Annotated in this window: 13 protein-coding genes, 1 rRNA gene and 3 riboswitches; all 14 genes read right to left on the bottom strand. The window is 36.4% G+C overall.

Going from position 1 to position 15327, the window contains the following annotated elements:
* Window positions 1-94, bottom strand: a 16S ribosomal RNA gene (locus DX130_RS25565); the annotation flags it as partial.
* Window positions 95-1292: 1198 nt separating this feature from the next.
* Window positions 1293-2099, bottom strand: a complete 807-nt coding sequence (locus tag DX130_RS25560) for a transglutaminase-like domain-containing protein (RefSeq protein ID WP_240644703.1) — start codon at window positions 2097-2099, stop codon at window positions 1293-1295.
* Window positions 2100-2112: 13 nt separating this feature from the next.
* Window positions 2113-2191, bottom strand: a riboswitch (cyclic di-GMP riboswitch).
* A gap of 77 nt (window positions 2192-2268) precedes the next feature.
* A riboswitch (cyclic di-GMP riboswitch) is annotated at window positions 2269-2347 on the bottom strand.
* 465 nt (window positions 2348-2812) lie between these two features.
* A riboswitch (cyclic di-GMP riboswitch) is annotated at window positions 2813-2897 on the bottom strand.
* Window positions 2898-3055: 158 nt separating this feature from the next.
* On the bottom strand, window positions 3056-4015 hold the full coding sequence (locus DX130_RS25555; RefSeq protein ID WP_116050182.1) for a copper amine oxidase N-terminal domain-containing protein: 960 nt from the start codon (window positions 4013-4015) through the stop codon (window positions 3056-3058).
* 33 nt (window positions 4016-4048) lie between these two features.
* Window positions 4049-4792, bottom strand: a complete 744-nt coding sequence (locus DX130_RS25550; RefSeq protein WP_116050180.1) for a hypothetical protein — start codon at window positions 4790-4792, stop codon at window positions 4049-4051.
* A gap of 172 nt (window positions 4793-4964) precedes the next feature.
* Complete coding sequence (locus DX130_RS25545) at window positions 4965-6203, bottom strand: hypothetical protein (protein WP_116050178.1); 1239 nt, start codon at window positions 6201-6203, stop codon at window positions 4965-4967.
* 46 nt (window positions 6204-6249) lie between these two features.
* Complete coding sequence (locus tag DX130_RS25540; protein WP_116050176.1) at window positions 6250-7479, bottom strand: nucleotide sugar dehydrogenase; 1230 nt, start codon at window positions 7477-7479, stop codon at window positions 6250-6252.
* Window positions 7480-7494: 15 nt separating this feature from the next.
* Window positions 7495-8742 (bottom strand): oligosaccharide flippase family protein, encoded by a 1248-nt coding sequence (locus DX130_RS25535; protein ID WP_116050175.1) that lies wholly within the window; start codon window positions 8740-8742, stop codon window positions 7495-7497.
* 50 nt (window positions 8743-8792) lie between these two features.
* Window positions 8793-9950 (bottom strand): glycosyltransferase family protein, encoded by a 1158-nt coding sequence (locus DX130_RS25530; RefSeq protein ID WP_133297979.1) that lies wholly within the window; start codon window positions 9948-9950, stop codon window positions 8793-8795.
* A 61-nt stretch (window positions 9951-10011) separates the two neighbouring features.
* A complete protein-coding gene (locus tag DX130_RS25525; protein ID WP_116050172.1) occupies window positions 10012-11142 on the bottom strand; it encodes a glycosyltransferase family 4 protein in 1131 nt (376 codons plus the stop codon).
* 21 nt (window positions 11143-11163) lie between these two features.
* Entirely contained in the window at window positions 11164-12276 is a 1113-nt protein-coding gene (locus DX130_RS25520) for a glycosyltransferase family 4 protein (RefSeq protein ID WP_116050170.1), read from the bottom strand.
* The gene (locus DX130_RS25515; RefSeq protein WP_116050168.1) at window positions 12273-13121 is read right to left on the bottom strand and encodes an NAD-dependent epimerase/dehydratase family protein; all 849 of its coding nucleotides are present in this window, start codon (window positions 13119-13121) and stop codon (window positions 12273-12275) included. The genes DX130_RS25520 and DX130_RS25515 overlap by 4 nt, the downstream gene beginning before the upstream one ends.
* A gap of 1 nt (window position 13122) precedes the next feature.
* Entirely contained in the window at window positions 13123-13770 is a 648-nt protein-coding gene (locus DX130_RS25510; protein WP_116050167.1) for a sugar transferase, read from the bottom strand.
* Between the two features lie 38 nt (window positions 13771-13808).
* A complete protein-coding gene (galU, locus tag DX130_RS25505) occupies window positions 13809-14690 on the bottom strand; it encodes a UTP--glucose-1-phosphate uridylyltransferase GalU (protein ID WP_116050165.1) in 882 nt (293 codons plus the stop codon).
* A gap of 44 nt (window positions 14691-14734) precedes the next feature.
* Window positions 14735-15304, bottom strand: coding sequence for a hypothetical protein (locus DX130_RS25500; protein ID WP_116050164.1), 570 nt, complete (start codon window positions 15302-15304; stop codon window positions 14735-14737).
* Between the last annotated feature and the right edge of the window lie 23 nt (window positions 15305-15327).

The following is a 15327-nucleotide window of genomic DNA, read 5'->3' as shown; positions in this document are numbered from 1 at the left end:
CAGAAGTGCAAGCACTTCATCAAGTCCGCTCGACTTGCATGTATTAGGCACGCCGCCAGCGTTCGTCCTGAGCCAGGATCAAACTCTCCATAAAAGTTAGTTTGAAAGCTCATTACGTTGTTGCTTCGAAGTTCTTCACATCAACCAAGGCCAATGTGAGTTCTTCTTATATCTATTAATTCCTTAGAATTAACAGGGCAGTTTCGCTCGTTGTTCAGTTTTCAAAGAACAATCATTTGTCTTTCGTTTCTTGCGTGTCAGCCGTTTGTCTCAGCGGCGACTTAGATAATATATCATGGATGCCTACATGATTGCAAGTACTTTTTTAAAAAAGTTTTCATAGAAGTTTTTCTTCATATAATAGCATCCATTTTAACAATGACTCTTCATTCTTTTTCGCTTCTATATTAATGAAGGGCGTGCGAGAATTGCTCTAATCATATCAGTTGGTTGCCTAGCGGAGAGTCCATCGTTTCGTAGTACTCTTCTATAAGAAGACATCAGATGGCGTTCTTGCCTCATGTATAAGTTGTACGGGAACAGATAAACTTCCGGGTTCCTTACGAAGTCTATGGATTGAATCTCTTTCAGTAATATCTCATTGTAAATCAGCTTAAAACCCGGTACCAAAGAGTGATAGACATCCTTATGGTATAGTTCGGTGAGTAAAGCATCGTTTTTTAATACGGGATATGCTTGGTGATTGCCCGTTTGCCAGAACATCGTGTTATTACGCATTTGCCATTTACGCAAATCGCCCCATAGAATTGTTTACTGGATGACCTTATATAAGTAGCGTCTGATTGATGGCCTCGATCTTCAACGTTTCGCCTCTATTCCTTTACTTGGCATCCCATAATCTCTTATGTGCCTGCTCCTTTCCCTCTCCTTATCTTCCCCCATAAAATATTCTTTATATAGTAGACTCCGTATGTTCATACATTCGATTCTCCTAGAGCCCTTGCCATCATACTGAAGCAACTGATATTCCGCAAACATGACAAACATCGGATAAGATAGCTGTCTTGGCGGGAAGGAGCGATTATGCCTTTGTCTTTCATGATTTGAAATGCTCTATCTATTAAATTGTAGACTTCCTTCTATAACATCTTGAAGTACTCTCTCTCTCTTGTTCATGTGCAATTTGTTCAATATAAATAATTCTGGCGATCCTCAACATTCGCGGATGACTTAGCTTGCTGATTATCAATGCTCTATGAAGTTTTGGACAAAATAAAAAGCCCGCCATTCGGCGAGCTTCTATAATAAGATAGCTGGATTCCATTGCACTACTAATATTGTTTTGCTTTTGTATACATCTTGCTGTCTTTGATCATGACAGCGTTCTTCTTGCTTTGTACGGTTCCTGCATCGAGTGTCGTGTCGATCGTCACCCATTTGCCGTTCAAGTACACTTCATTCCATGCATGATAGACATCAACGTACTCTGTATTTCCCATTACAAGCTTTGTTGGAATATCCAGGCTTCGGAGCATCGCGGCAAACAAGGATGCGTAGCCGTAGCAAATGTCTTTTTTCATCGTTAAAGTCCGTTCTATATCTGGCAAATAATCAGACGGTACTGCTTTCGCCAATTTGTTGTCGTAAACGATGGTTGTTGTAATAAAGTTGTATATCGCTTTTACTCTTTCTTCATCGGTCTTCTTTCCTTTGACAAGCTCTTGTGCTTTGGCTGTCGCCTTGTCCGTGCTTGTCCAGCTAATATTCTGAACGGAGTTCAAATAGATGACATTCTCATCCTTCAACTTCAACTGAAGCGAACTCTGCTTCACTACTTTGTATGATTTCCCTGAAATATTCTCGAGCAGGGCAATTGTATATTCCCCATTGCCTAGCTGCAGCGGAAATTTCTCCTCAGTCTTACCAGCCAACAAGTTGTAGGTGTAACTCTCTTTACCTTTTGATATCATGACCTTCGTTTTCACGTTCTTCTTCACAGCGTACGAGATCGAGACGACTCCACTTGAGAGATCCGCTGAATTCATCCAATTATCGCCGGCCGTCGCATTCGTTTCCGATACCTGCACAGATGATCCTATTAACAATACCACAATTAGAATTAGAGCAAGTTTACGCACGAATACCACTCCCTTCGGTAGCTGGCTGCCATCATTCAGAAGGCCCTGTAGCTTTGCGTCCCTGCCTTTCGGCAGGTTTGCCATTGTCGAGTCTACTATTCGACGATTCGTTCAGTATAGACCTAGAATTCGTTCAATAGAGTCCTATAAAACAAAAATAGCATGTCCATTCGGTAGCTGGCTGCCATCATCAGGAAGGCCCTGTAGCTTTGCGTCCCTATCTTTCAATAGGTTTGCCGTTATCGTGTTTTGCTATTATAGTTCTATACTACCACATTTTTCTAGCAATTCAATAGTCGACTTGTCCAATTCTAAAAGAGGAGTCTAAACCTTTCATCCTCCTGTCGAGCGAGTGAACCACACGTCGAGGCAGTGAACAGTCAGTCTGAGCCAAGCCTACTATTGAGAGAGTTGCAGGGAACGTAATAAAGCCCCATCAACTGGTCGATGGGGCTTTAGCTATAGTCTACATATTAATATATATATTAATAGAAGGATGTCTACCCGGCTCGAGAAAGATTCAGATCGGCCAGTTTATTTTTATGCTGGTTTATTTTAATAGAAATCTTGAATCGATGAGAATCGTCCAAGCACCCCTCTAGCAACAGCTTATAATAAACTACGCATATATGATGCCAATTCCTCGCAAGCTTAACACGTTTGATCATTGGAGACCTCCTGTTATGCACGCAACCCTCTCGGGAGGCACGATATTTGGAAACTGGCTGGCATACTAGATTAAGCTTAGCCCCTGTAGCTTTGCGTCACCATCTTTCAATGGCTTTGCCTTTATCGTTTAGGTTGCTCTTTAAGCGTATCTTAGCAAATTTTTGTAACCTACACATGATATTCTGGTCCTATATTGGAATATTTTATGAGCCCTTGAGACTATGAACAGCCTCATAAGACGCAAAAAATCCCTGGTTATTATGACCAGGGATGCATTCAAGCCGCGATTAGCTCATTTTTTCGACAATCTTTTTACCGGCCTCGATTTCTGCTTCAAAAGCCGCACGGTATTCCGCAATAATGGCAGTGCTAAAGTCGTTAGCTTCCAATTTTACGGTTACATCGGAAATAATAGCTTCAAACTTCACTGTACAGCTATCTACTTTTTGCAAGATTTGAGTTTTAACTTTGGCTTTGCCAGCGTCATCCTTTGCATCAAAGTACTTCACTGCAATATCAATTAGTTCATTCGTGCAGCTATTTTGCAGTGTCTCTAATCTGCTCTTTGCATTTGCTGTGATTTGTTCATACGACTGCTTTGGAACTTCAACGCCTGGAACTTCTGGCGCGATTCCCCCGCCATCTTGTCCAGGATTTGAAGGCTTCTCGCTTCCTGAACCATTCTGTTCGCGGTATGCAGCCGATTCTGATTTAACCGTTCTCGTCTTATCGTCCCATGTAATCTCGGAGCCTACCGATTCAGATAGAAACCGAAGCGGCACATAGATCGAGCCTTTGTAGATGAATAGAGTTTGACCCTTTGGCAGTGCCTTGTCTTTTCCGTTAAAAATTAACTTTGCCTCTACTGGTTTCATAGCTAATGTTTGAACGGATTGTGCTTTCTTGTCACCTGTAGTGACAAGCAGAAGCTGCTTTTTCAATTCTGCAAGTTCCTGTGCGTTAGGTTCATTAATGCTTACCATGAACTTCTCTGCATCCCAGCCTACTGTTTTCTGCAAAGCGTAAGACATATAACGAATCGGAACATAAGTGCGTCCTTGATAGATGAAGGAATACTGTCCTTCCGGAAGCTTCAGATCCTGGCCATCAAATATAAGATTAATAGGCTGAGTCTTGATAGCAATTGTCTTTGGAGCTGGCGTATTTGCAGCCCATACTCCTGCAGGAGCAATACTAACAAGTAACATGACGACTAATGATACTAGCAACAAACGGTTTTTTTTCACTATTTGTCTCCATTCTGTATGTAGTAGTGATTCCTATTTCATGGCACTAGCAATTGCAGTAAGTGCACTGGATCTAGCTTTGGACTTCTCACTTTCATAATCCGAGCTCCAATCAGGCAACGACTGCTCATCTATCCCGGCAGCCGTGTATTGTGTTTTGGCTTGTCCAACCAGTAAGTTAAACTGAGCATCACAGCTAGCCTCCGCTGCCATAATGTCTGTCAGAAAATCTCCTTGAATAGATTCCGCCGTCGCATCTTTATCAGCCTTCAGCTGCTGCACAATCTGGTTCACGAGACTGCTGCTTTTTGCTGTACATGAAGCTCGCAGTTTCTCCATTTCCGTCGTTGTTGCAGCGTCGATTTCCTTTTTCTTCTTAGCTTTGTCGTCAGGTGTAGGAATTGTTGTGAGCTTGGTGCCAGTTCCGCCGTTGCTGCTTGGCGTTGGTACTGGTTTTAGTGTAACAGAAGGTTGATTTTCCGTTTTACCTGGAGTTGTGCTTGGTTGTTGGCTTGGGCTTTGTGGCTGATGCGATGTTGACGCACCCACCGGATTTGGCGATAACTCAGGTTTTCCACTTGGATTAGAAACATCCTCTTTATCTGTAAAAGACGGTTGTTCAAGATTCTCTTGATCACTAGGAATTTCAACTTCCGCAATCTTTCCATTCAGATCTTTCACTTCATTTATTTTTGAAATTAAGCTAACACCTCCATAAATTACAAGGCCAAGAACAAGGAGGGAGACAACTGAAATTATAAAAGGTTTTTTTTTCATTTTAACAACACTTAACCTTAGATCTTTTAGGATTATTAGTCATAGTTTCTCCTTTGTTTATTAATTTATTTAACTATTAGACGTTACTTTCGTATAAATTGTTTCATGAAGATTCCAATCTAAAAAGTAAAATCTAAATTCGATTGCCCCAGACTACTCTTAAATTAGTACATTAAGCTAAACTTACGTATGAAAAATAACTACCCACTGTAACAATGATAAATAATATAGCCACATACAATGGGATCATTTTTTTGCGAAATTCTGTATACAAGAATGGAACTGTATATATAGCGCACAGCAGATACAATATTGCTCTAAGTCTGGTGTCTCCTGACCCTGCATAAGAATATGAATACATTGCCCAATAAAATAATAGTATAAATAATATTGGATACATACGTTTAATATTTTTAATAGATAGTAACGCCAATATGAAGAATGGAAGAACAGCCCACCACATTAATCCGCCAAAAGTTATTAGTATATTACCTGTTGTTGTATATGTCAAAAAAGAATCAACACCAAACAATCCTCTGATTGGCCCTGGACCTAGTATGAATCTCCCCATTGATAGAGGTAAACTAAAAATATTTGAATTTATTAACGAAGAGATATTACCACCACTGGTGAATTCAGAATAAGTTACAGTATATATTAGTAATGTAGATAGTCCATTTTTAAACAACGGGATGGTAGTAATAGTAGCAACACTGATAAGCATTGCAGCTAATATATAGCGTTTCTTTTGAAACAACCTTACTAAGACAATCAAAGCAACGGTAGCAATTATCATATAAGGGAACCACTGTCTAATGTCTTCAAGGATGAATAACGCTACGCCCATTGAAATAACTCTCAAAATCGACCATCTTTTATGAATAATCCAATCAAGAAGGAAATAGATAAGTATTGCCAGGAAATATATAAACATGATATCTTTCAAGTTTCGAATGGCGGTCCATGTCACAATTCCATTAAATCCGATAAATAATAGAGCCCAGTATAAAATCTTGGATTTAATTAAGTACGTTCTGTTTAATAATAGAAACACAAATAGTAAGGTGTTAATTAGTAATAAAACATTTCCTAATCTAATAAAGAAAATACTTGGGTAAAAGCTGGTTTTTAATATTAATGTTCCGAACAATACATAAGAAAAGTTAAAATCATCTCTAACAATCTGAAACCAATTATCGGATTTAAATGCTTGTAACATTGTATTATAATATGCTGTTTCATCACTTCCGTAGCTTGATGTCCCTAAACCAAGCAATTCAAAATGAAGGATGCACAGCCACCCAACATTCCATACCAATGATGAAAGAACTATTAATATAATTGTTTTATTAAATCTTGTCTCTCTTAACAGTAAGAACAATTGAAACAGCAATAATAAAATAATAACCACTATTTGTAGCTCCTTATGAACAAATAGTCAACCTAATAAGTTAGAATTACAATTTATAAACTCCATCAAAATCACAAATATTTCGTGTATCGAGTACTAACTTAACATCTAGTTTATTTATATTCTCTTTAATATGATCATGAGCAACCATAATTACAACAATTTCGATTTCAGAAAGAAACTCATCAAAATCATGATATTGATTTTCCACATGACTTTTATGCACATACGGATCATAAACCTTTACCCCAAAAGATAGGTGTTCATCTAAGCGCTCTAGCAATTGAAGTGTCGGGCTTTCCCTCATATCATCTACATTTTCTTTATAAGTAAGTCCATATAAGCCGATTTTGCTAATATCTCTAATAGAGTGCTCTCTCATTATAGTTCTGATACGGCTTAATACATGTAATGGCATCGAATCGTTGATCTTTCTTGCAGACAATATTAAATTGGTCAAATCAGGATAGTCACCTACCAAAAACCAAGGATCCACTGAAATGCAATGTCCACCAACTCCAGGTCCAGGCTGGAGTATGTTCACTCTGGGATGCATATTAGCCGTTTTAATAACCTCATAGACATCCATATTGTCTTCCCTGCATATTTTTGCAAGCTCATTGGCAAAAGCGATATTAATATCTCGGTACGTATTCTCTACTACTTTTGACATCTCGGCAGTACGTATATCCGTTACAACAATATCCGCTCTGCAAAAACTCTCATAGATCTTTTTTATTTTATGCCCAATTTCGTTATCGTCGGTACCAATAGTTCGAGAGTTATTCTCTAACTCATATATCATATTCCCAGGTATAATTCTTTCAGGAGCATGTGCCAAATGAACATCTCTCCCAATTACAAATCCTCTTTCACTTATAACAGGACGGATATATTTATCAATGGTGCCTGGTGATATGGTCGATTCAATAATAATAATTGCGCCCGGCTTACAAGTATCTAAAATACTATTTACTGCGGACACAACATATTTAGAATCAATTTTTTTGCTAGTTTTCATATATGGTGTTGGTACAGCGACTATATAAGTATGACAACTCATATACTCCGTAGTGAACTCAATTTCATTCTCACTAGCAGCTTCAAATAACTCTTCTAATCCTTGCTCATCAAAGGTCAAATTACCAGATCTCAAAGAATCAATCAATGATTCATTGTAATCTGTTCCAAAAATTTTCAACCCGCTATGCTTAGCAAGCATTAATGCTGTAGGCAAACCAATGTAACCTAATCCAATTACGTTAACAATGGACACTAGACAACCCTCTTCCTATGCATTAGATGGATTTTTCATTGAATAGCCATATAGAACTAAGAAATAAACAACATATATAGCAAAATAGGAATAACTGATAATGGATAAAAACTGAACGATGGTCGAGTTTGTTTCTTTTGTATACATGTAACCAAGAATAGCCGCAATGCAAAATAAAAATTGAATCAATAGCTCTAGCTTTTGTTTACTCGAAATGAGCATACCTGGCGAAAGAGCTGAAACAATAAAGCGGATTCCGAACATAGGCGCTAGAACCTTAATAAACAAACCTGTTTGTTCCCACTCGCCCCCGAACAACCAACTAATTACAGGTGGTGCAAGAAAGTACATACATAACACCATAGGAACAGCAATAAGTGTTAAAATAATACTTGTTTTCTTAAACGTTTTAATGTAATTCCTAGTGGTATTGTACTCTCTTGAGGCTTCCTCATAATATACTCGTGAAATATTAAAACTAATTACTGTTAAGGGTAATCCTAAAATTCGAAAAGCCATATAATAGTACCCTAACAATGAGAAGCCAAATAATTTTTGAATAAATATATTTAATGATGCATAAGAAAAGCTATTTACGAAGATAGATGGGGTCGAATATATCGGTTGCTTTAAGTACAGTATGGCTACATGCCTTATATTAGCATTCCATATATCCTTTATTTTAGATTCTAATGATTTAGATTGTCTCCTTAATCCTGCAGCTTGTCCAACTAGGGTTGCCAACACAAGTCCTGTAGCTCCAAACTTAAACATACCAAAAATTGCGGTAAGGCATTCCTTAAAGATGGCCCTGATTACTTGTACAGCCGTCATCAGTTTATATTCTCTATTCCGATTATTATAAGCCATTAATATATTTGTCAGTCCTGATGTAAAAAGAAGAAAGAACACTGCACAAGTCACCCAAAAAATAGATGATCTAAATTGATCTGTGGTGTAGAAATAAACCGTAGAACCAAGACTGATAATTATGCTAGCTATCAAACAGATTAAAAAGCTAAGTTTAATTAACGCATGTACATTAGCTTCATCTTTGTCAGAAACAATAACAACGTCATATCGAGCACTAATCACACCACTGAACATAGTGATAACTGTAAGAATCATGGTTAGGACACCTATTTCCTCAGGCGTATATAACCAAGCCATAATAGGAAAACTAGCTAAAGATATGATTTGTGCAAGAGTAGACCCTGACACTAACGTTGCGATGGATTTGACGTATGAGTTTTTTATTTTCATCAGAACCTTCAACTATTAAATTAGAAATCTGCTTTTATAATTTCTTGAGATTATGAATTGATTAATGTTTTTGAAACCTCTTTTGGACTAAAATCCTCAATAATAAACCTCGTATTTTTATAGTTATCCTTCTTTATTTGAGACAATGCACGAGAGATACTTTCTTTATTATTCTCACAAAATATGAATCTATTGTATTTTGAAAAAAAGTCCGAAAGCTTCTGTGAATCTCCATCAAGTATAAACAAAACATATTTATTCGTACCTGAAAACTGATAGATCTTTCCCGGTATTTGGCTACCCGACTTGTTGCTTAAATGAATGAGAACATCTGCGTTTTCTTCTAACTTCTTTACCTCATCCACACTTATACGCGGGTATATTTTAACGTTACTTAGCGGCTTTAGATTGATATCACTTCCACCGCAAATCGTAATCGCATCATTTGAATCACAGATTGCATCATATAAAGGACGAATATCTCTTACGCTTGACATATAATCTCCAGAGTACAATAAAGATAGCTTCTCAGTCTCATTGACAACTGGGTACTCAACCCTAGCATTATAGGGGATCGGAACAAATTTCATTTTATCCGAATACTCCGGAAAAATGCTCTTCTGGGATTCTAAAGTTAATGGTGATACATATATGACTGAAGAAGCATAATTTAATAATTTACGTTCTTCTTTTTTTATTTTTCCTTTATTCCATTTCTTAGTGCTTGTAATATCTGAATAGAAGGGATCTCCCCATATTTGCTTCCATTTCGTATTTTTGAGCACTCCAATTTCAAATAGTTTGTACACAAATAAATGTGATGACTTGGGGTCTGAAGATGAAATAACAAGGTCATAGCTAGTATCATCTATATTTACATGTTCTGCTTGATTTGCGACCCCCTTTAAATTATCATATAATTCAAATTTAGTTGCTATTTTATACACCAAATTACGAATTTTCCCAAGAAATTTCAACCTCCTACCGGTTCTTAGTACACTTTGAACGCCCGACAATTCCAAATAAGTAGTATTTACCCTGTCAAGTGCCAAATTAGAATCATAGCTATTATGGTTCGGGTCTGCTGCTGTAGTAATTAGATCTACATCACACCCATTATCCAATAATCCCTGAATGGTGGCCCTATTCCTTATTGAAGAAGAAGTATTAATTTCTAATGGCCTAGATACTACATAAAGTATTTTCACAAAATTGCACATCCCATACCTTTTTCTTTAATGCAGCAGCTTGTTGATCCTTACTTAATGACTATATTTGCTCATAAAGATTTATCAATCTCTTCTCCATAATTGACCAGCTATATTTTCCTTTATAAAGCATCTTCATTCTCTCAGACATTCCAGGCCAATCAGCTTGCTTTCTTATTAAACTTTGAAGATTCTCAGCAAAACTGTTTTTATTATATTTAATAACTACGCCAATCTCATTACGGAGTACAACTTCATCCATACCAGTGTTTTCTACCATGATAAGTGGCTTTCCAAGCATTAATGCCTCATAAAACTTATTAGGTGCAGCATACTTATGATTAGGAATACTGGGATCGTAAATAGCCAGCATAATATCACAGTTATAAGCTAAATTTAAAGACTTCTCATAAGACAACTTTCCATAAAAGTGAATATTTTCACTTATAGCTGACAGTTGTTCAAAGTATGATCCCAGTTCTCCAAAACCACCTATATGAAGCTCGCAGTTAGGTAACTTTTGAATGACCTCGGAGATTTCCAGCAAGAATCTTTCTTTTGAAAGTATTCCCACATATACTAGTTTCATTTTATTCTGGTTAAGATTAAATTTATATTTCCCTAATTCTAAATCAGGCGGTGTATTATGTATGAATGTAAGACTCTTAGGACTAGATCCACTAATTTGATCTTTCCTTTTTTCAGAACAAATTATTGTTGCACTAGCTGAGTTAATTATATGATGATCTATTTTTTGTATATACCTTTTTAGTTTAGTCGGCACACTGAATGCATCCACATAATAATCGAAAATATCATAGACCAGTTTTTTCTTTAAAAACTTGGCGCATAAAAAAGCTGACAATGCTGTATCAAAATCACAGGCGTGAATAATGTCGTATGATTTTCTATTCCGTATAAGCCAAAGCATTAAATAATATTGAAATAATAAAAGTGGAATTAAATTTTTCTTCATTCCACCCCCGAACTTCGCAGGTATTCCCATTCTATGGATGCTCACTTCTTTTGAAAATAACCGGATTTTTTCTTCCCGTGCTTTATGTTTTGCTCCCCTCTCCCAGGCAACAATTGTTACATCGTGGCCATTTGTCAAAAGAGTGTTCGCCTCCTTCTCAACTCGAGAGTCCGGATCAACTGGATTAGAGCGAAGTATTACAATTTTTTTGTTCATTGGGACATACACTCCCTAAATTCAACTATATATACCACTCATTATTTCTTCTACAACTGATTTATCATACATTTTTGCTTTTTCAATATTTTGAGCGCTCATTGACTTACGTAAATCAGAATCTGAACTTAATTTCTCGATTTTTTTTGAGAAATCATTAATATCCGATACATCAAACAAAAAACCATTAATTCCATTCTCAATAAGATCAGTATTTCCTCTAATAGACGAGCAAATTATAGGTAGCCCTGCAGACATGGCCTCCATTATAGAAACAGGTAGTCCTTCTTGAAAAGAAGGAAACACAAAAATATCGGATGCTGCACAAATTTCCGGAATATCATTCCTGAAGCCCAGGAATCTGACATTCTCCTCAATGTTGAGATTTTTTGAAGCTTCTCTCAAGTAATCTTTCAGGTCACCGTTACCACATATTAAATAAACATAATTTTTATTTTTAAGTTTAGATACAGCTCTTATTGCAAGCTCATGGTTTTTTCTCTTGGTTAGCTCTCCAATCGAAAGAATCACAATCGAATCTTCCGGTATATTAAGCTCTTTTCGTTTATTTTCTTTAGCTAGTTTTAAATCATTAAATTTGTTCACATCTATCCCAACACCTGGAACAAATTCAACTTGATTTGCTTTAAATTTCATTGCATACTCATAATCCTCATTATTAATAGTAATTAATATATCCGTAAATCGTGATAAATATTTCTCTGTTGGATAGTATAAAATCCAATTTATTAGTGGAGCACCTTTGTAAAAATGAAATCCATGAGCTGTATAAAGTACTTTACTTCCTCGATTTCGAGATTCCTTAGCCGCCAGTCTAGTTAAAACTCCACCCATTGGCGTGTGACAATGAATTACTTCAAAATTATTTAAATCAATTATTTTTTTTAATTCTCTATAAACTTTAATATTCTTGAGATTTATTGGTGAACGTTCAAATGGAAGGTCAATGTAATGATCGCAATATGGAATATTACACTCATTTTTGTTTTTATAATCATTCTTAGCGCACACGTAAGTTTCATATCCATTTTCCTTAAACCACTTTAAATATGGTATATGAAAGACCATTATATGCTTCTGGACTACTGTGGCCACAAACAACACTTTTTTCATATTTCCGCTCCGCTCTCGGTTAATTCAATAGAGTCATTAAAATTAACACAACAATATGATAAATGGTGTTCAGAAAGACTCATATCGTAAACCAGAGTTCCAAAAATTTTTTTTATACTTCCTATTTTTAAGTATTTAATAATTTCACTTGGAACTTTAAATATGTATATTTTAGAAGATTTGTACTTGGAAATTAGTCTTACCATGCTAGCCGTATTAACATACTCCTCATTTTGTGGATAAAAAATACCCTTGCTTTTGTTATTAATTATAATTTTTACTAACTCTGATAAATTATCTATATAAATCATACTTCTTTTATTAATTGAATCGGGAAATATAGGTAGTTTTTTTGATATTTTAGATAGTTTAGTGTAATTTCCTTTGCAACCTCTTCCATATACCATTGGAGGACGTAAAATCACCACAGAAAAATTGTCAGACTCAAGCTTTATTAATTCATTTTCAGCCTGTAATTTAGATTTTCCATAATTGCTCACAGGATTTTCAATTGTATTTTTATTAATAATACCGGTCTCAAGACCATATACACTCATTGAACTCAAAAAAATAAATTGGAGAACCCCTTCATCCTTTGATTTTGTCGCTAAATCAATTGTCAAATCTCTATTTACAGTATAGTATAGTTCGCTATTTACTTTCTTTTCATTCAGGTGGGCAATTCCCGCAACATGATAAACTACATCATACTCACTAAAACTCTTCTTTTTCCATTCATCAGATCTACAACTTAAGAATTCTATTTTAATATCATCATCTTTTACCCAATCGGCAAACGAATTACCTATATAACTATTTTGAGCTGTCACTAAAATTCTTTTCATTCTACGCTTCGATCCTTTTAATCTTAGACTCTTTGGTTAACTTATTAGAGTGTTGTATGTTTGCCCCCTGTGATCCTTCAACAACCCCATCACTCTTTATTACATTTACTATAGTTCCAAAAAAACATTTGAAATCCATTCTAACCCCTATACTACTTACATATTTCCCGTCCAATCTTGCTTTCTCTGATATCGGTAACTCATCTCGACCATTAATTTGCGCCCAACCCGTTAGCCCTGGAAGAACTTCATTCGCCCTGTATTTGTCGCGTTCAGCAATAAGGTCGTATTGATTCCATAAAGCTGGTCTCGGTCCGATAATGCTCATATCGCCCACAAGAATGTTCCATATCTGAGGGAGTTCATCCAGACTAGTTTTTCTCAAAAATATTCCCATTTTTGTGATATATTCTTCGGGATTTTGCAGCAAGTGAGTAGGTGTATCCTTAGGCGCATCAATCTTCATCGTTCTAAATTTCAAAATATTAAAATGCTTCTTATGAATACCAACTCGCTTTTGTTTAAATAGCACCGGTCCTCGTGATTCCATTTTAATCCCTACTATAATGAACAAAAATAATGGAGATAGTAAAATTAATCCGGTACAGGACAATAAAATATCTCCACATCTTTTTAACTTAAGATACATGTCCGCAACTCCATTTCAAGCATTTATTATTTATCATGTCAAACCATTAATCTGTGATTTCGCAATAAATCCTCAAGGTAGTTCAGTAATTCTTTATTTAAACTTGGATTTTGTAATGCCATTTCAATTGTTGTCTTGATAAACCCAAACTTCTCACCAACATCGTACCGAGTCCCCTTGAAATTATAAGCATATACCGCCTCTGAACGGTTTAACTCAGCAATAGCGTCTGTAAGCTGGATCTCTCCACCTGCACCTGGTTTTTGCAACTCGAGTATGCCAAAAATTTTCGGACTCAAAATATAGCGTCCCATAATAGCTATATCCGATGGAGCCTCTTCCACTTTAGGTTTCTCAACAAGTTCATTAACACTATACAACCGTTCATGAATCTCTTTTCCTGCTACAATACCGTATCTTGAAACCTCTTCTTGGCTTACTCTTTGCACGCCAATTATTGAAGATTTATACCGGTCGTATTGTTCAATCATTTGTTTTAAGCATGGCTTCTCCGCTTGAACAATATCGTCACCCAAAAGCACAGCAAAAGGTTCATTTCCAATAAATTTTCTTGCACACCATATCGCATGCCCTAAACCTTTTGCTTCCTTCTGCCGAATATAATGTATATCAACCATTTTTGAAGACTTTTGTACTTCACTTAACAGCTCCAGCTTTCCTTTTTCCAGAAGACTCTGCTCGAGCTCAAACGAATTATCAAAATGGTCTTCAATCGCCCTTTTGCCTTTACCGGTTACAATAATAATATCTTCAATACCTGATTCAACTGCTTCTTCCACAATGTATTGAATAGTTGGCTTATCTACTATAGGAAGCATTTCTTTGGGCATGGCTTTTGTTGCTGGCAAAAACCTTGTCCCTAGACCTGCGGCGGGAATAATAGCCTTGCGAACTTTCATGGATATCCTCCGTTCAATGATTTCACTTAGCTGTAATATACTATTTACTGTTCCTTAGAAACTTCCTCGTAGCTCTTTCCTTGACTCATGCCATATTTCTTTGCAATTTGAATAAGTTCGTCATATTGCTCTGGTGTCAGCTTTTCCAGTATGATGCTCCTAGCCTGCTTTTTTTCTTCAATATTAAGACCGCCACTCGCTAACTCTTGAAGTAACTTCATATCATCAACACTCAATTGTTTTAGGAGCACTCCTGCCAACTTTGCTTTTTCACTAACTGTAATTTTCTCCTGAACATCTTTGGCCTTATCAGTAGAGATCTCGGCAGTATAACCATCGTTAGAAGGTTGTTTTGAAGGCTGAGAAGTGGAATCCGGGTTTGTATTTCCACCCTGAGTGTCGGAAGGACTATCTTGATCTGGGACTTCTTCTCCACCTGGTTTATTAGGTTCTACATTGCCATTATCGACCTCTGCTATAAGTTCTGACTCCAAGCTATTGGCCAACGAAGCAATCATCCGATCCATGACATAGTTGGCCGTAATTAAACCACCAATACCTAGTACAACAATAATTGAAGCAACCCAAATCAAAACCTTTTTCCATTTCTTCATTCGCTTCTCACCTCTTCTGATTG

It is taken from the genome of Paenibacillus paeoniae (assembly GCF_003388735.1).
Taxonomy (GTDB): domain Bacteria; phylum Bacillota; class Bacilli; order Paenibacillales; family Paenibacillaceae; genus Pristimantibacillus; species Pristimantibacillus paeoniae.
The sequence above is the reverse complement of the archived record's forward strand: the minus strand, read 5'-3'. Positions and strand labels throughout refer to the sequence as shown.

What these genes read in the sequence shown, in the direction of transcription:
- DX130_RS25550 (WP_116050180.1), bottom strand. Translation starts at nt 4,792, where the DNA reads ATGAAAAAAAAACCTTTTATAATTTCAGTTGTCTCCCTCCTTGTTCTT.
- DX130_RS25535 (WP_116050175.1), bottom strand. Translation starts at nt 8,742, where the DNA reads ATGAAAATAAAAAACTCATACGTCAAATCCATCGCAACGTTAGTGTCA.
- DX130_RS25525 (WP_116050172.1), bottom strand. Translation starts at nt 11,142, where the DNA reads ATGAACAAAAAAATTGTAATACTTCGCTCTAATCCAGTTGATCCGGAC.
- DX130_RS25520 (WP_116050170.1), bottom strand. Translation starts at nt 12,276, where the DNA reads ATGAAAAAAGTGTTGTTTGTGGCCACAGTAGTCCAGAAGCATATAATG.
- DX130_RS25515 (WP_116050168.1), bottom strand. Translation starts at nt 13,121, where the DNA reads ATGAAAAGAATTTTAGTGACAGCTCAAAATAGTTATATAGGTAATTCG.
- DX130_RS25510 (WP_116050167.1), bottom strand. Translation starts at nt 13,770, where the DNA reads ATGTATCTTAAGTTAAAAAGATGTGGAGATATTTTATTGTCCTGTACC.
- galU (WP_116050165.1), bottom strand. Translation starts at nt 14,690, where the DNA reads ATGAAAGTTCGCAAGGCTATTATTCCCGCCGCAGGTCTAGGGACAAGG.
- DX130_RS25500 (WP_116050164.1), bottom strand. Translation starts at nt 15,304, where the DNA reads ATGAAGAAATGGAAAAAGGTTTTGATTTGGGTTGCTTCAATTATTGTT.